The following is a 16,256-nucleotide window of genomic DNA, read 5'->3' as shown; positions in this document are numbered from 1 at the left end:
TTTTTCCGCAAGCCCACGCCACGGAGACCCGCCATGCTGCTGCACATCCCCGCCGTCCTGCGCGGCGACCGCCTTGCCCAGGCCCAGGCCCTGCTGCGCCAGGCCCGCTGGATCGACGGCCGGGCGACGGCCGGGCCGCAGTCGGGCGCGGTCAAGTCCAACCAGCAGATCGCCGAGGACGACCCGGCCGGTGCCGCGCTGCGCGAGCTGGTGCTGGCCGGCCTGGCCGAGAGCGCGCTGTTCTTCGCCGCCGCGCTGCCGCGCAAGATCTACCCGCCGCTGTTCAACCGCTACGGCGGCGCGATGAACCGCTTCGGCAAGCACATCGACAACGCGGTGCGCCTGATCCGCCACGGCCCGCTGCGCGGCCAGTCGGTGCGCACCGACCTGTCGGCCACGCTCTTCCTGGCTGCGCCCGAAAGCTACGACGGCGGCGAGCTGGTGATCGAGCACAGCTTCGGCGAGCAGCGCATCAAGCTGCCCGCCGGCGACCTGCTGCTCTACCCCGGCACCAGCGTGCATGCCGTCGAGCCGGTGACGCGCGGCGAGCGCCTGGCCAGCTTCTTCTGGGTCGAGAGCATGGTGCGCAGCGAGGCGCAGCGCGGCCTGCTCTTCGAGCTGGACCGCCACCTGCTCAGCCTGCGCGAGCAGCTCGGCGAGACCGACGCCACCGTCGGCCTGACCGGCCTCTATCACAACCTGCTGCGGCAGTGGGCCGAGGCCTGAGCGCGGCATCGCACGTCCCACCGCCCCCACCCACGCCCCCGCGGATGGGGTGGGCACCGCGCCCCTGCTGTCACGCAATCGTCACAGGGGATGGGGAAGCTCATGGGCTTTGCCACCTTTCGAGGGACCGACCATGCCCCGCCTCCACCCCGCCCTCCGTCCGCTCGGCCTCGCACTGGCCAGCCTCGGCACCGCGCTGCTGCTGGCCCCGGCCAGCGCCTCGGCCCAGGGCCTGAGCGCCAGCCGCGTCTGGCAGTACGACCATGCCAACACCGGCGTGGCCGGCCAGAAGGCCGAGATCGTCGCCTTCGATGCCGTGACCGACACCCTGTGGGTGGCCGGCGTGAAGGGCGTGGACGTGCTCAGCCGCAGCACCGGCGGCCTGGTGCAGCACATCGATGTGAGCGGCTTCGGCACCATCAACAGCGTGGCCATCCACAACGGCGTGGCCGCCTTTGCGATCGAGAACAGCGTCACCCGCACCAGCCCGGGCAGCGTGGTCTTCTTCGACACCGCCACCCGCACGCAAAGCGGCGCGGCCCTGACCGTCGGCGCCCTGCCCGACATGCTGACCTTCAGCCCCGACGGCAGCCGCGTGCTGGTGGCCAACGAGGGCACGCCGACCGGCGGCCTGGACCCGGTCGGGGGCGTCAGCATCATCGACGTGGCCAGCCGCACGGTGAACACCGTGAACCTCGACCCGTCCATTCCCGGCTACGGCAGCCTGCGGCAGTTCCCGACCAGCGGCAGCACCCCGACGCGGCCCAAATTCAGCCCCATGGACCCGGAGCCCGAGTCCATCGCCATCGACAAGAGCGGCACCCGCGCCTATGTGACCTTGCAGGAAGCCAATGGCCTGGCCGTGCTGAACCTGCAAACGCAGAGCTTCGAGAAGATCGTCGGCCTGGGCCTGAAGGACTTCAGTCTGCCCGGCAACGCGATCGACCCGCACGACCAGGAAGGCCGCATCGAGCTGCGCAATGCCCCGGTCAAGGGCCTCTACCAGCCCGACGGCATCGCCGCCTACGAGTCCGGCGGCAAGACCTTCCTGGTGATGGCCAATGAAGGCGATGCGCGCGAGGACGAAGCCGACGAGCGCCGCGGCTCCGCCGGCAATGCCTCGATCGAGCTGGTGCCCGAGGGCAGCGACCTCTCGCGCCTGATCCTGTCGAATGTGGAATCGGTCCGCGGCGACCTGGTGACTTTCGGTGGCCGCAGCTTCTCGATCCGCGACACCGACGGCCAACTGGTCTACGACAGCGGCGACCTGCTCGACCGCGAGGCGATCGCGCGCGGCCTGTACGACGACGGCCGCAGCGACAACAAGGGTGTGGAGCCCGAGGGCGTGGCCCTGCTCGATATCGAGGGCCGTACCTTCGCCTTCATCGGTCTGGAGCGTACGACGACCGCGGCCACCGCCGTCTTCGACATCACCGACCCGACCCAGGTCAGCTTCATCGACTTCATCGTCGGCCAGGGCGACCGGGCCCCCGAGGGCCTGACCGGCTTCAAGGTCGGCAACGATTACTACCTGGCCGTGGCCAACGAGGCCATCGACGGCGTGGCCGGCACGACCTCGCTGTTCCAGCTCAGCCCCGTGCCGGAGCCTTCGACCTACGCCCTGATGGCCGGCGGCCTGCTGGCCCTGGGCGCCTTCGCGCGGCGCCGCAAGGCCTGATCTGCACAGGGCCCGCCGCGCGGCGGGCCCGCCCAAGGACAAGACCCCGCGAGCCGTCGCCGGCTGCGGGGTCTTTTTCATGCCGGGCGGGCGGCGGGGCCGCCCCCGGGCTCAGTCCTCCAGCAGGCTGCGCAGCATCCAGGCGGTCTGCTCGTGCACGGTCAGGCGCTGAGTCAGCAGGTCGGCGCTGGGCTCGTCACCGGCCTTGTCGACCAGGGGGAAGAGGCTGCGCGCGGTGCGGGCCACGGCCTCATGGCCCTCGACCAGGATGCGCACCATCTCCAGGGCCTTGGGCGGCTCGGTCGGCGCGTCGGGCAGGCTGCTGAGCTGGCCGAAGGCGGCATAGCTGCCGGGCGCCGGATGGCCGAGCGAGCGGATGCGCTCGGCCACCGGGTCCACCGCCGTCCACAGCTCGGTGTACTGGGCCATGAACATGGTGTGGAGCGTGTTGAACATCGGCCCCGTCACATTCCAGTGGAAGTTGTGCGTGGTCAGGTAGAGGGTGTAGGTGTCGGCCAGCAGCTTGGACAGGCCGGCGGCAATGGCCGCGCGATCCTTGTCGCTGATGCCGATGTTGATCTGGGGTGCGGCGCCAGCCGGGCGCTTGGACTTGGACACGATGGCTTCCTCGCAAAGGGATGGTCACGCGGCGCCGAGCGGGCGCCACGTCTTCAAAACATCGTAGCAGCGGCCATCGGCCGCCTGGGTGCGCTGGCGTACCCGGGCCTCAGGCCGCCTCGATGGCAACCGAGGCCGCGACCGCCGGCGCCAGCGGCCGGGCCGGGCTGCCCGCCGCGGGCGGGCTGGCCGAGCCGCCCTGGGCCGGCGGCAGGCTGGCGAGCAGCCGTGCCCATTCGGCCCGCGCCTCGCGCAGCGCGGCCTGCTTGACCGGGCCGAAGCCGCGGATGCGCTCGGGCAGCCGGGCCAGGGCCAGCAGGGTGTCGAAGTCGGCACCGCAGGCCAGGGCCTGCTCGATGCTGTGGCGGTAGTCGACGATGAGCTGACGTTCCTCGCGCCGCTCGGCGCTGTAGCCGAAGGGGTCCAGCACCGTGCCGCGCAGGCGGCGCAGCCGGGCCAGGCCGCGCATCACGCCCTCGACCCAGCCGCCCAAGCGGATCTTGCGCGGCCGGCCGTCGGGGCCGGGCCGCGCGAGCAGCGGCGGCGCCAGATGGAAGCTCAGCCGCGGCCGGCCTTCGAAGGTCTCGGCCAGGCGGGCGCGGAAGTCGGGCAGGCTGTAGAGCCGGGCGACCTCGTACTCGTCCTTGTAGGCCATGAGCTTGAACAGGCCCTGGGCCACGGCCAGGGCCAGGCGCTCGCCGCCGCCGTGCTGCTCGCGCTCGATGCGGGCCACCTGTTCGACGAAGGCACGGTGCGCGGCGGCATAGGCCGCATCCTGGTAGGCCGTGAGGAAGCGGCCGTGCTCGGCCAGCAGCGGGCCCAGGCTCAGCGGGCGATGCAGCACCATCGGCGCCACCGGCAGGGCCGCGCGCTGCACGGCGGCCAGGTCGACGGCCGCCCGCCGGCCCCAGTGGAAGGCCGCCTTGCTGGCGCTGACGGCCACGCCGTTGAGCTCGATGGCGCGCAGCAGGCTGGCCACCGGCAGCGGCAGGCCGCCCTGCTGCACGGCAAAGCCGAGCAGGAAGAGGTTGGCGCCGATCGCATCGCCCAGCAGCTTCTGCGCGAGCGTGGTCGCATCGATGGCATCGAGCCGGCCGTCGACCGCCTCGGCAAGCAGGCGCCGCACGGTCTCGGAGGGAAAGCGCCAGTCGGCGTCCTGCGCGAACTTGCCGGTGACCTGCTCGAAGCTGTTGAGCACGGCCCGCGTGCGGCCCGCGTGCAGGCAGCGCAGGCTGTCGGGTGCGGCGGCGGTCAGCACATCGCAGCCGATCAGCAGGTCGGCCTGACCGGGCGAGATGCGCGGCGCGCGGATCTCGGCGCCCGGCGGAAAGATGCGCACATGCGAGCTGACCGCGCCGTTCTTCTGCGACATGCCGGTCATGTCGAGCACCGACACGCGCCGCCCTTCCAGGTGCGCCGCCAGGCCGATGACCTTGCCGACGGTGATCACGCCGGTGCCGCCGATGCCGGTGATCAGCACATTGAAGGCGCCCGGGGCCGCGGCCGGATGCGGCTCGGGCAGGCTGGCGGGATCGAAGGCCGCCGGCTCGGCCGCCCGCGCGGGCTTGCGGCGCGGCGTGACGCCTTCGACGGTGACGAAGCTCGGGCAGAAGCCCTGCACGCAACTGAGGTCGGTGTTGCAGGCCGACTGATCGACCTGGCGCTTGCTGCCCAGCGGCGTGCGCAGCGGGCTGAGGGCCACGCAATTGGACTGCACGCCGCAGTCGCCGCAGCCCTCGCAGACGGCCTCGTGGATGAAGGCGCGGGTCGGCGGCTTGGCGGGCGGAGCCTTCTTGCTGCGGCGGCGCTTCTCGGCCGCGCAGACCTGGTCGTAGATCAGGACCGAGGGGCCGTCGAAGTCGCGCAGCTCGCGCTGCACCGCGTCGAGCTGCTCGCGGCCGTGGACGCTGAGCTGCACCGCCGGCCGGCGCGGCTTGAGCACCGGGTTGCCGAGCCAGCGGCTGGCATCGTCGGCCACCACGGCGATGCGGGTGATGCCCTCGGCGACCAGTTGCTCGACGATCTCGGGCACGCCGATCGGGCCATCGACCGGCTGGCCGCCGGTCATCGCGACGGCATCGTTGTAGAGGATCTTGTAGGTCATCCGCGCCTTGGCGGCGACCGCGGCGCGGATGGCGAGCGAGCCCGAGTGGAAGTAGGTGCCGTCGCCGAGGTTGACGAACACATGCTTGCGCTTGGAGAAGGGCGCCTGGCCGAGCCAGGGCATGCCTTCGCCGCCCATGTGGGTCAGCGAGAGGTTCTCCTTGGGATAGATCAGCGTCGCCATGGCATGGCAGCCGATGCCGGCCAGGGCCAGGCTGCCTTCGGGCACCCGGGTGGAGCTGTTGTGCGGGCAGCCGGCGCAATACCAGGGCGGCCGCGCCGGCACCGGCACCAGGCTGGCGACGCGGGCTTCGGCCGCATCCAGCCAGGCCAGGCGCTGCTGGAGCGGGGCCGGGTCGGTGAAGGCGCCGAGGCGGCCGGCCAGGATGCGGGCGATGGCCGAGACCGAGAGCACGACGATGGGCGAGACCAGCCAGTCCGGATTGGCCAGCGGCGCGGCCGGCTGCTCGGCGAACTTGCCGACGACGCGCGGGCGACGACCGTCGGGCCGCTCGTAGAGCAGCTCCTTGATCTGCGGCTCGATGACGGCGCGCTTCTCCTCGATCACGAGGATCTCATCGAGGCCCTCGGCGAAGTCGAGCAGGCTGGTCGGCTCCAGCGGCCAGGGCATGGCCACCTTGAACAGGCGCACCGGGCAGGCGTCCTCGCCGGCGTCGAGCAGGCCGAGCAGCTCCAGGGCCTCCAGCGTCTCGGTGTAGGCCTTGCCGGAAGCGACCACGCCCAGCCGTGCGCGCGGCGCGGCCACGGCCACATGGTTGAGGCGGTTGCGGCGCGCATAGGCCATCACGGCCTGCAGGCGCACGCGCTGCATCAGCGATTCCTGGTCGCGCGCCTGCTGGGTGATGGTGGCCGCGCTGCGGATGTGCACGCCGCCGGGCGGGATCACGAAGTCCTCCGGCATGGCGGTGACGACGGCGGCGGGGTCGGCATCGATCGAGGCCGAGGCCTCGACCGTGTCGGCCAGGGCCTTGAAGCCGACCGGCACGCCGGCGAAGCGCGACATGGCATAGCCATGCAGGCCCAGCTCGATGTATTCGCTGACGCCGGCCGGGTAGAGGATGGGAATGGACGAGGCGATGAAGAGCTGCTCGCTCTGCCCCGGCAGCGAGGACGAGGACGCCGCATGGTCATCGCCCGCGATCAGCAGCACGCCGCCGCGCGGGGCCGTGCCGGCATGGGCCATGTGCTTGAAGACATCGCCGCAGCGGTCGACACCGGGCGACTTGCCGTACCAGAGGCCGAAGACGCCGACGAAGTCGCTCTCGCCGGTCAGGTGCAGTTGCTGCGAGCCCCAGATCGCGGTGGCGGCCAGGTCCTCGTTCACGCCGGGCTGGAAGTGGATGTCCTCGCGGGCCAGCGCGTCCTCCACGGCCCACAGGGCCTCGTCGAGCCCGCCCAGCGGCGAGCCGCGGTAGCCCGAGACGAAGCCGCCGGTGCGCAGGCCGGCGGCACGGTCGCGCCAGCGCTGCACGAACAAGAGGCGGACGATGGCCTCGATGCCACTCACATAGACACGCCCGCTCGTGGGGAGCAGGGCATCGTCAAGGGGCACGTCTTGGGGCATGGTGGGCAAGTCGGGGAAACGATCGGGAAGCGGGCGCAAGCAAGGTAGCAGAGCGAAATTGCATGCACGCGGCTTGTAATGGCCTGTAGCAATAAAGCCGCCCGGAAGCGCGCCGAGACGTCAACTTCCTTGCACAGGCGTGAGATTCGGAAACCTCTGCTCACGCCTGTTTCGAGCTCACACCGCAGGCCTCGGAAACGGCGTGGAAACACCGCGTCCGCGTGATCGATGTCACGCAAAGCGCATGCCGCAGGCGCGGCTCAGCGGGCGGGCTGGCGCGGGGCCGGCTTGACGAAGCGCAGCTCGGCGATGCGCGAGGCGTCGATCTCGCCCGGCCGGTAGAGGCCGGCATCGACCATCTGCGCCAGGAAGTCGCGGATGCGCTCCAGCCGCATCGCGCCCAGGCCCAGGGCCGGTGCATCGCCGCCCTCGACCAGGCCGAGGCGACGGATCAGCGCGACCGAGGCCTCCAGCTCGGCCTCGCCGACCTCCGGGTTGTCCTGGCGCATGCGGGCATGGGCAGCGTGGCGGTCGCCGTCCAGGTAGCGCCGCCAGCCGGCCAGCGAGGCCTCGACGAAGCGCTGCACCGTGTCGGGCCGCTGCTTCACGGTGTCGGCATGGGCTTCGATCAGGGTGCTGTAGGTGGAGAAGCCGTGGTCGGCCAGCAGGTGCACGACCGGCTCGAAGCCGCCCTGCTGCTTGACGTAGATCGGCTCGGCCACGGCATAGCCCTGCTGGATGGCGCGCTTGTTGGCCAGGAAGGGGCCGAGGTTGTAGGTGTAGGGCCGCAGCCGCTCGTCGCGGAAGCCGTGGCGCGACTTCAGCCAGGCCCACCAGGTGTATTGCGCGTCCTTGGCGATCAGCGCGACCGGTGCGTCCTTCAGCGCGGCAAAGCGCTCGTGGCCCTGGCCGGGATGGGCGATCAGGGCCTGCGGATCCTTCTGGAACACGGCGGCCACGACCACCGTCGGCACGCCGTTGCGCTGGTTGTCGAAGCTGTGCAGCAGGTTGCCGCTCATCAGGAAATCGATGCGCTTGGCCGGCAGCAGCGGGCGGTTGTTCACCTGCGGGCCGCCCTGGAGGATGCTGACGTCGAGCCCGGCGCGCGCATAGCCGCCGTCGACCAGAGCCTGGTAAAAGCCGCCGTGCGCGGCCTGCGCGCGCCAGTTGGTGGCAAAGCGGATCGGCTCCAGGCCGCGCGGCTGGGCGCGCAGGGGGCCGGCCGCGGTCGCGCCCAGGCCCAGGGCGGCAAGCTGGCACAGGTGGCGGCGGCGGTCGGTGTCGGCAGACGTGGGCATGGCGTGTCGGAGCTTCAGGCTTCAGTCGCGGGCGGCGGAGCCCAGCAGGCGGCGGGCCAGGGCCTCGAAGCCGGCATGCAGGGCCCAGCCGATCAGCACCAGCAGCAGCAGGGCGGCGAACATCTTCGGCGTCTCGGTGCGGAAGCTGGCCTCCAGGATGCGCGAGGCCAGGCCGGTCTCGCGGCCGGCCGCGCCGGCCACCATCTCGGCGCTGACCGCGCCGATCAGGCTCAGGCCGCTCGCGATCTTCAGGCCGGCCAGCAGATGCGGCAGCGCCGTCGGCAGGCGCAGCAGGCACAGGCGCTGCCAGGCGCTGGCGCGTTGCAGTCGGAAGAGGTCGAGCAGCAGCGGATCGACCGCCCGCAGCCCGGCCAGGGTGTTGACCAGGATGGGGAAGAAGGCCACCAGCCAGGCGCAGAGCAGCAGTGCGGCCGTCGTGCTCTCCAGGTAAATCAGGATCAGCGGCGCGATCGCGACCAGCGGCGTGACTTGCAGCGCGACGGCCAGCGGCCACAGCGCCCGCTCGACCCGCGGCAAGGTGACGAAGACCGCCGCCATCAGCACACCGCCGGCGGCGGCCAGGGCCAGGGCGCCGCCGGTCACCTTGAGCGTGAACCAGGCGCTGGCCGCCAGCAGGCCGGCCTGCTCGAACAGGGTCAGGGCGATGCGGCTGGGCGCGGGCAAGGTGTAGGCCGGCAGCTCGGCCCAGTGCACCAGCAGCTCCCAGGCGCCGGCCAGGGCCAGCAGGGCCAGGATGGGCAGCGGGTCGGGCCCGCGGCGCGGCCGGCGGGCGGGGGCGGGCATGCTCATGCCGGCTGGCCCTGAGCTGCGGCCAGCGTGGCCGACAGGGCCCGGGCATGGGCGGCGGCGGCATCGCTGTGGCGGAAGTCGGCGGCGCGCGGCGGGGGCGGATCGATGCGGTGCTCGGCCACGATGCGGCCCGGGCCGCGGCCCATCACGGCCACGCGCTGGCTGAGCACCACCGCCTCGGCCACGTTGTGGGTGACGAAGAGCACCGCGCAGCCGCTGGCCTGCCAGCCGGCCAGCAGCTCGGCCTGCAGGGCCTGGCGGCTGAGTTCGTCGAGCGCGGCAAAGGGCTCGTCCATCAGCAGCAGGCGCGGCCGCTGCACCAGGGCGCGGGCGATCGCCACCCGCATCGCCATGCCACCGGAAAGCTCGGCCGGCCGGGCCGCCTCCCAGCCCGCCAAGCCGACCTGGGCGAGCTGCGCGCGCGCCGCCGCGCGGGCCTCGGCCTGCGGCCGGCCGCGCAGGCGCAGCGGCAGCATCACATTGGCCTCGACGCTGGCCCAGGGCATCAGCGCCGGGCTTTGGAAGACCATGGCCGTGCCGCCCTCGCGGCCGGGCGCCAGGGCCGGCGACTGCACCTGGCCGCTGCTGGCCGCGATCAGGCCGGCGGCCAGGCGCAGCAGGGTGCTCTTGCCGCAGCCCGAGGGGCCTAGCAGGGCCAGGAATTCGCCGGGCGCCAGTTGCAGCGAGCAGTCCTGCAGCGCCTGCCGGCCGCCGGCATGGCGCAGTCCGACGCGCTCGAAGGCAAGCAGGGGCGGCGCGAGGGCATCGGGCATGGCAGCGAGTGTGCCGCCTCGCACACGACCCGCGCCGCCGCGGGGGCGGTGCCCGGCCGGGTCAGCCCGCCTGGGCGTCGGCTTGCCGGAGCGCGCGGATGCGTCGCGCGCGGCGCCACAGCGCCCAGGCCCAGCCGCCCTGCACCAGGGCATAGGCCGTGAGCGCGGCCAGCACGGCGAAGACCAGCGAGCCGACGAGCAGGGCCAGCGCCCGCTCGCCCCAGCCCGGCCCGGAGGAGACGCTGGCCGCGGCGGCCTCGGCCTCGGCCGCGCTGGGGTTGAGGCCCAGCAGCCAGGCCCCGAGCAGGTAGGCCGCGTAATAGACCGGCCCGAAGGTGAGCGGCGAGTTGACGAAAGTGGCCAGCGCCGCCGTCGGCAGGTGCAGCCGGAACAGCAGCGCGCAGAGCAGGGCGGCGGGGATCTGCGCCACCGGCGTCGCGAAGGCGAAGAAAGCGCCGACCGCCGCGCCGCGCGCCACCGGCTCGCGCCGCCATTGCCACAGCGCAGGCCGGCCCAGCGGCGCGGCCAGGCGGCCGATCAGCGGCAGGCGGGCCAGGTCTTCGGGACGCAGGCGCGGCAGGCGCTGGCGCAGCGCCCTCAGCAGGCGCTGCATGCGGGACGGGGGCGTTGGGGAGGAGGGCATGGGCCGGCGAAAGCGGACGGGATCGGGCTCGGAGCCGGGTGCGCGCACAAGGTTCGACAAGCCGGCCGGCGAAGCGAGGGGGGCAAAAGCCTTATCGCCGCGATTGCCGAAGTTTCATTGATCGCCCGAGGGTCGACTCCTAGACTGGCTTTCGCTCCCCGTCCCCAAAACACCCAATGCAGAAGGAGATCAAGATGTCGAACGAAGCCCAGTGTCCCTACGCCGGTGGCGCCCTCGCCCCCAGCCTGTCCACCCGGGCGCGCACGCCGCGCGACTGGTGGCCCGAGCAACTGAACCTGTCCATCCTGCATCAGCAGTCGGCCCGGGCGAACCCGATGGGCGAAGCCTTCGACTACGCCGAAGCCTTCAAGCAGCTCGACCTGGATGCCGTCGTCGCCGACCTGAAGGCGCTGATGACCGACTCCAAGGACTGGTGGCCGGCCGACTACGGCCACTACGGCCCGCTCTTCATCCGCATGACCTGGCATGCCGCCGGCACCTACCGCATCAGCGACGGCCGGGGCGGCGCGGGCACCGGCGCGCAGCGCTTCGCACCCGTCAACAGCTGGCCCGACAACGGCAACCTCGACAAGGCCCGCCGCCTGCTGTGGCCGATCAAGCAGAAGTACGGCAAGCACCTTTCCTGGGCCGACCTGATCGTGCTGGCCGGCAATGTGGCCATGGAGTCCATGGGCTTCAAGACCTTCGGCTTTGCCGGCGGCCGGCCCGACATCTACGAACCCGAGATCGACATCAACTGGGGCCCCGAGGCCGAGTGGCTGGCCACCAGCGACAAGCCCAACAGCCGCTACAGCGGCAAGCGCGACCTGGCCAACCCCCTGGCCGCCGTGCAGATGGGCCTGATCTACGTGAACCCGGAAGGCCCGGACGGCAATCCGGACCCGCTGCTTTCCGCCCATGACGTGCGCGAGACCTTCGCCCGCATGGCCATGAACGACGAAGAAACCGTGGCCCTGGTGGCCGGCGGCCACACCTTCGGCAAGTGCCACGGCGCCGCCCCGGCCAGCAACGTCGGCCCCGAGCCGGAAGGCGCGCCGCTGGAGCAGATGGGCCTGGGTTGGGCCAACCGCCACGGCAGCGGCAAGGGTGGCGACGCCATCACCAGCGGCATCGAGGGCGCCTGGAAGCCCAACCCGACCACCTGGGACATGGGCTACCTGGAAACCCTGTTCAAGTACGAGTGGGAGCTGAGCAGCAGCGCCGCCGGTGCCCACCAGTGGCATCCCAAGGGCGGCGCCGGCAGCGACACCGTGGTCGACGCGCACGACCCGAGCAAGCACCACGCGCCGATGATGACCACCGCCGACCTGGCCCTGCGCTTCGACCCGGCCTACGAGAAGATCTCGCGCCGCTTCCTGGCCGACCCGGACGCCTTTGCCGACGCCTTCGCCCGCGCCTGGTTCAAGCTGACCCACCGAGACATGGGCCCGCGCAGCCGCTACCTCGGCAAGCTCGTGCCGCAGGAAAGCCTGATCTGGCAGGACCCGGTGCCCGCCGTCGACCATGCCCTGGTCGATGCCGCCGACGTGGCCGCGCTCAAGGCCAAGGTGCTGGCCTCCGGCCTGTCGATCGCGCAGCTCGTGCGCACGGCCTGGGCCTCGGCCTCCACCTTCCGAGGCAGCGACAAGCGCGGCGGCGCCAACGGCGCCCGCATCCGCCTGGCGCCGCAGAAGGAATGGGCCGTCAACCAGCCGGTGGAGCTGGGCAAGGTGCTCGCCATCCTGGAAGGCATCCAGAAGGACTTCAATGCCAGCGCAGGCGGCGGCAAGAAGATCTCCCTGGCCGACCTGATCGTGCTGGCCGGCGGCGCCGCGGTGGAAGCCGCCGCGCAGAAGGCGGGCCACAGCGTGAGCGTGCGCTTCACCCCCGGCCGCAGCGACGCCAGCCAGGACCAGACCGACGTCGACTCCTTCGCCGTGCTGCAACCGGTGGCCGATGGCTTCCGCAACTACGTGCACAAGGGCCTGGAGGGCATGGCCGCCGACCTGCTGGTCGACAAGGCCCAGCTCCTGAGCCTGAGCGCGCCCGAGATGGCGGTGCTGGTGGCCGGCCTGCGCGCGATGAATGCCAACTTCGACGGTTCGCGCCACGGCGTCTTCACCCAGCGGCCGGAAACCCTGAGCAACGACTTCTTCGTCAACCTGCTGGACATGGACACCGCCTGGGCCCGCTCGTCCAGCCAGGACGGCGTGCTGGAGGGCCGTTGCCGCAAGACCGGTGCGCTGAAGTGGACGGCGACCGTGGTCGACCTGGTCTTCGGCTCCAACTCGCAACTGCGCGCGCTGGCCGAGGTCTATGCCGAAGCTGGCGGCGAAGCCAAGCTGGTGCAGGACTTCGCCCAGGCCTGGGCCAAGGTGATGGAGCTGGACCGCTACGACCTGCGCTGAAATCCTGAAGTACCAGCGGGCGATCGGCTGCCACCCCTTGCAGCCCGACGCCCGGCCCGGTGATCCCGGGCCCTGCTGAAGTTCACGCGCCCCGCCGCCTGCGATCCAGGCCGCGGGGCGCCGTCGTTTCAGGCCAGGCTCAGGCCGTGAGCCGCTTCACGCCGGTCAGCGCGCAGGCATAGATGGCATTGCGCAGCGCGGCGATCGCCTCGTAGCGGGTGAAGGTGCGGCGCCAGACCAGCACCACCCGGCGCGTCGGCACCGGATCGCTAAAGGGGATGTAGCGCAAGTGCGGGTTGGCCGGCGCCTGGCCGGCCTCGGGAATGCTGAGCTGCGGCACCACCGTCACGCCCATGCCAGAGGCGACCATGTGCTTGATCGTCTCCAGCGAGCTACCCTCGAAGCTCTTGCGGATGCCCTCGGCATCGCTGGAAAAGCGCGCGAACTCGGGGCAGACCTCCAGCACATGGTCACGGAAGCAGTGGCCGTTGCCGAGCAGCAGCATGGTCTCCTGCTTCAGCTCCTCGGCGCTGACGGATGTGCGCCGGGCCAGGGCATGCGTGGCCGGCGCGGCCACCATGAAAGGCTCGTCGTAGAGCGGCGCGACAGCCAGGCCGGTGTCCGGGAAGGGCTCGGCCAGGATGGCCGCATCCAGCTCGCCGGTGCGCAGCATGTCGAGCAGCTTGACGGTGAAGTTCTCTTGCAGCATCAAGGGCATCTGCGGCACGCGGTCGATGGTGTTGCGCACCAGCTCCGGCAGCAGGTAGGGCCCGATCGTGTAGATGATGCCCAGCTTGAGCGGACCGGCCAGCGGGTCCTTGCCGCGCTTGGCGATCTCCTTGATCGCGGCCGCCTGCTCGATGACCGACTGCGCCTGGCGGACGATCTCGTCACCCAGCGGCGTGACCGAGACCTCGTTGCTGCCGCGCTCGAAGATCTTGCAGTCCAGCTCGTCCTCCAGCTTCTTGATGGCCACGCTGAGCGTGGGCTGCGAGACAAAGCAGGCCTCGGCCGCGCGGCCGAAGTGCCGCTCGCGCGCTAGGGCGACGATGTAGCGGAGTTCGGTGAGGGTCATGGGGGTCTCCGGGGCGGTCGGCGACTATTGTGTCCGGGGCCGGCTTCAGGCCTTCATGAACTCCTGCCGCGAGCCCAGCCAGCGGTCGATCTGGGCCTGGGCGGTGCGCGGGTCGCGCTGGGCCAGGCGGGGGGCGAGCTCGCGGGCTTGTTGCAGCAGGGCGCTGTCCTCCTCCAGGTCGGCGAAGCGCAGCAGGGCCACGCCGCTCTGGCGGGCGCCGAGGAATTCGCCGGGGCCGCGGATCTGCAGGTCGCGACGGGCGATCTCGAAGCCGTCGGTGGTCTCGGCCATGGCCTTCAGGCGCTCGCGGCCGGTGGGCGAAAGCGGCGGGCTGTAGATCAGCACGCAGACGCTGGCCACCGAACCCCGCCCCACCCGGCCGCGCAACTGGTGCAACTGGGCCAGGCCGAAGCGCTCGGCATGCTCGATGACCATCAGGCTGGCATTGGGCACGTCCACGCCCACCTCGATGACGGTGGTGGCCACCAGCAGGCGGGTGCGGCCGGCGGCGAAGTCGGCCATGACGGCGACCTTCTCGGCGGCGGGCAGGCGGCCGTGGATGAGGCCGACGAGGGGCGCCGGCTGGGCCGCATCCGCTGCGGGCGCGACTTCGGCCCTCGGCTCGGGCGTGATGTCCGCCGTCAGCCCGGGCTGGTCCGTCCGGTCGCTGGGGGATGCCCGCCCCCGCGGCGCAGCGCCCCCCAGGGCCTCGCACAGCTCGGCATGGGTGGCGATCACGTCGCGCAGCTCGGGCGGCTCGCCAACCACCGCGCTGGCGCCCCGGCGGGTGCGGGGGCGGGGCGGGGGTTCGACGGCGGGCAGCTCGGCCTCGGCCTCGTCGGTTTCTCCGATCAGGGGGCAGACCCAGTAGACCTGCCGACCCTGGGCCACCTCATCGCGGATGCGCTCGATCACGGCCTCGCGCTTGGCCTCGGCCAGCACCTTGGTGACGATGGGCGTGCGGCCGGGCGGCAGCTCGTCGAGCGTGCTTAAGTCCAGGTCGGCGAACAGCGTCATCGCCAGGGTGCGGGGGATGGGCGTGGCGCTCATCATCAGCAGATGCGGTTCCAGGCGGGACTCATGGGCTGAGCCTGGAGCGGTGCCGCGGGCAGCAGCAGGGCGCCCGACCGCATCCAGGGCCGGCTCGTCGCCCGCCAGCTTGCGCCGCAGGGCCAGGCGCTGGGCCACGCCGAAGCGGTGCTGCTCGTCGACGATGGCCAGGCCCAGGCGGGCGAAATGCACCTCGTCCTGGATGACGGCATGGGTGCCGACGACAAGCTGGGCCGCGCCGCTGGCCACCCGGGCCAGCTCGGCCTGGCGCGCCTTGCCCTTGCGGCTGCCGCTGAGCCAGGCCACACCCACGCCCAGCGGCACCAGCCAGTCGACCAGCTTGCGCGCATGCTGCTCTGCCAGGATCTCGGTGGGCGCCATCAGCGCGCACTGCCAGCCGGCATCCAGCGCGATGGCGGCGGCCAGCGCGGCCACCACCGTCTTGCCCGAGCCGACATCGCCCTGCAGCAGGCGGTGCATGGGGCTGGGGCCGGCCGACGCTTGGGTGTCGGCACCGGGCGGCGGCAGGCCGGCCAGGTCGGCGGCGATCTCTTCGGCGCAGCGGCGCTGCGCGCCGGTCAGGGCGAAGGGCAGGGTGGCGAGCAGGCGCTCATGCAGGCCGCCGGGCCGGCCGCGCAGGGCCGGCGCGCGCTGGCGGGCGCGCTCGCGGCGCGCCTGGAGCTGGGCGAGTTGCTGGGCCAGCAGCTCCTCGAACTTCAGGCGCTGCCAGGCCGGATGGCTGTGGTCTTCCAGCGTGGCCAGGGCCACCTCGGGCGCCGGATGGTGCAGGAAGCGCAGGGCCTCGCGCAGCGTCGGCAGGCCGGCCGGCACCATGCCGGGCGGCAGGATCTCGTCCAGCGGCGCCCGCGCCAGCCCGGCCGCCACGGCCTTGCGCAGATAGGCCTGCGGCAGTTGCGCGCCGGCCGGGTAGACGGGGGTCAGCGCGGCGGCCAGCGGGGTGTCGTCCGTCACCGCCTTGACGGCGGGGTGGACCATCTCCGGCCCGAAGAAGCCGCCGCGCAGCTCGCCGCGCACGCGCAGCCGCGCGCCGGGCGCCATCAGCTTCTGCTGCGCCGGGTAGAAGTGCAGGAAGCGCAGCATCAGGCTGCCGCTGGCATCGGCCAGGCGCACGAGGAGCTGGCGGCGGCCGCGCAGCTCGACCTGCGCCTCGCGCACCGTGCCTTCGACCTGCACGGTTTCACCGGGGCGAGCGGCGGCAATGGCGGTGAGGCGGGTCTCGTCCTCGTAGCGCAGGGGCAGGTGCAGGGCCAGGTCGATCGGCCGGGTCAGGCCCAGGCGCTCCATCGCGCGCTGCGGGGCCGACAGGGGCTTGAGCGCGGACTTGGCGGCCGGCCGGGCCTCGACCGTCGCCGGGGCCGCGCGACGACCGCGCGGAGCAGCGGGCGGCGGAGCGGAGGCGGCAGGCATCGCGGCATTCTGCCGAGGCCGGCCCGACCGGGCGTGCCGCTCAGCCGTCCAGGCCAAGCGC

The 16,256-nt window shown here is 72.3% G+C and carries 11 protein-coding genes; 3 read left to right on the top strand and 8 right to left on the bottom strand.

Features of this window, described 5'->3' with window-relative positions; all coding sequences use genetic code 11:
* Nucleotides 1-33: 33 nt before the first annotated feature.
* Nucleotides 34-726 carry a Fe2+-dependent dioxygenase gene (locus JI742_RS02190; RefSeq protein ID WP_201823600.1) on the top strand — a complete coding sequence of 231 codons (693 nt, stop codon included), beginning with the start codon at nucleotides 34-36 and terminating at the stop codon, nucleotides 724-726.
* Between the two features lie 133 nt (nucleotides 727-859).
* Nucleotides 860-2,404: a choice-of-anchor I family protein gene (locus tag JI742_RS13785; RefSeq protein WP_236676743.1), complete on the top strand. Its 1,545-nt coding sequence runs from the start codon at nucleotides 860-862 to the stop codon at nucleotides 2,402-2,404.
* Between the two features lie 111 nt (nucleotides 2,405-2,515).
* Here JI742_RS13785 and JI742_RS02180 read toward each other — a convergent pair whose 3' ends face one another.
* From JI742_RS02180 to JI742_RS02155, 6 genes are all read right to left on the bottom strand, one after another.
* Nucleotides 2,516-3,022, bottom strand: coding sequence for a Dps family protein (locus tag JI742_RS02180; protein ID WP_201823599.1), 507 nt, complete (start codon nucleotides 3,020-3,022; stop codon nucleotides 2,516-2,518).
* A gap of 109 nt (nucleotides 3,023-3,131) precedes the next feature.
* A complete protein-coding gene (locus JI742_RS02175) occupies nucleotides 3,132-6,710 on the bottom strand; it encodes an indolepyruvate ferredoxin oxidoreductase family protein (protein ID WP_201823596.1) in 3,579 nt (1,192 codons plus the stop codon).
* A 260-nt stretch (nucleotides 6,711-6,970) separates the two neighbouring features.
* Nucleotides 6,971-8,008 (bottom strand): ABC transporter substrate-binding protein, encoded by a 1,038-nt coding sequence (locus JI742_RS02170; protein WP_201823594.1) that lies wholly within the window; start codon nucleotides 8,006-8,008, stop codon nucleotides 6,971-6,973.
* 21 nt (nucleotides 8,009-8,029) lie between these two features.
* A complete protein-coding gene (locus JI742_RS02165) occupies nucleotides 8,030-8,818 on the bottom strand; it encodes an ABC transporter permease (protein ID WP_201823592.1) in 789 nt (262 codons plus the stop codon).
* Complete coding sequence (locus JI742_RS02160) at nucleotides 8,815-9,591, bottom strand: ABC transporter ATP-binding protein (protein ID WP_201823589.1); 777 nt, start codon at nucleotides 9,589-9,591, stop codon at nucleotides 8,815-8,817. Before JI742_RS02160 ends, JI742_RS02165 begins: the two co-directional genes overlap by 4 nt.
* Before the next feature lie 61 nt (nucleotides 9,592-9,652).
* On the bottom strand, nucleotides 9,653-10,234 hold the full coding sequence (locus tag JI742_RS02155) for a DUF2062 domain-containing protein (RefSeq protein WP_236676742.1): 582 nt from the start codon (nucleotides 10,232-10,234) through the stop codon (nucleotides 9,653-9,655).
* A gap of 194 nt (nucleotides 10,235-10,428) precedes the next feature.
* Between JI742_RS02155 and katG the strand changes: the two genes are divergently transcribed.
* Nucleotides 10,429-12,642 (top strand): catalase/peroxidase HPI, encoded by a 2,214-nt coding sequence (katG, locus tag JI742_RS02150; RefSeq protein WP_201823583.1) that lies wholly within the window; start codon nucleotides 10,429-10,431, stop codon nucleotides 12,640-12,642.
* A gap of 139 nt (nucleotides 12,643-12,781) precedes the next feature.
* Here katG and JI742_RS02145 read toward each other — a convergent pair whose 3' ends face one another.
* Nucleotides 12,782-13,717, bottom strand: coding sequence for a hydrogen peroxide-inducible genes activator (locus JI742_RS02145; RefSeq protein WP_201823580.1), 936 nt, complete (start codon nucleotides 13,715-13,717; stop codon nucleotides 12,782-12,784).
* A 45-nt stretch (nucleotides 13,718-13,762) separates the two neighbouring features.
* The gene (locus JI742_RS02140; protein WP_201823577.1) at nucleotides 13,763-16,195 is read right to left on the bottom strand and encodes an ATP-dependent DNA helicase RecG; all 2,433 of its coding nucleotides are present in this window, start codon (nucleotides 16,193-16,195) and stop codon (nucleotides 13,763-13,765) included.
* Nucleotides 16,196-16,256 lie beyond the last annotated feature (61 nt).

The organism is Piscinibacter lacus, assembly GCF_016735685.1.
Taxonomy (GTDB): Bacteria; Pseudomonadota; Gammaproteobacteria; order Burkholderiales; family Burkholderiaceae_C; genus Aquariibacter; species Aquariibacter lacus.
This window is presented reverse-complemented; position numbering and strand designations above follow the sequence as displayed.

Coding starts and splice junctions, on each gene's coding strand:
- JI742_RS02190 (WP_201823600.1), top strand. CDS start 34: ATGCTGCTGCACATCCCCGCCGTCCTGCGCGGCGACCGCCTTGCCCAG.
- JI742_RS13785 (WP_236676743.1), top strand. CDS start 860: ATGCCCCGCCTCCACCCCGCCCTCCGTCCGCTCGGCCTCGCACTGGCC.
- JI742_RS02175 (WP_201823596.1), bottom strand. CDS start 6,710: ATGCCCCAAGACGTGCCCCTTGACGATGCCCTGCTCCCCACGAGCGGG.
- JI742_RS02170 (WP_201823594.1), bottom strand. CDS start 8,008: ATGCCCACGTCTGCCGACACCGACCGCCGCCGCCACCTGTGCCAGCTT.
- JI742_RS02165 (WP_201823592.1), bottom strand. CDS start 8,818: ATGAGCATGCCCGCCCCCGCCCGCCGGCCGCGCCGCGGGCCCGACCCG.
- JI742_RS02160 (WP_201823589.1), bottom strand. CDS start 9,591: ATGCCCGATGCCCTCGCGCCGCCCCTGCTTGCCTTCGAGCGCGTCGGA.
- JI742_RS02155 (WP_236676742.1), bottom strand. CDS start 10,234: ATGCCCTCCTCCCCAACGCCCCCGTCCCGCATGCAGCGCCTGCTGAGG.
- katG (WP_201823583.1), top strand. CDS start 10,429: ATGTCGAACGAAGCCCAGTGTCCCTACGCCGGTGGCGCCCTCGCCCCC.
- JI742_RS02145 (WP_201823580.1), bottom strand. CDS start 13,717: ATGACCCTCACCGAACTCCGCTACATCGTCGCCCTAGCGCGCGAGCGG.
- JI742_RS02140 (WP_201823577.1), bottom strand. CDS start 16,195: ATGCCTGCCGCCTCCGCTCCGCCGCCCGCTGCTCCGCGCGGTCGTCGC.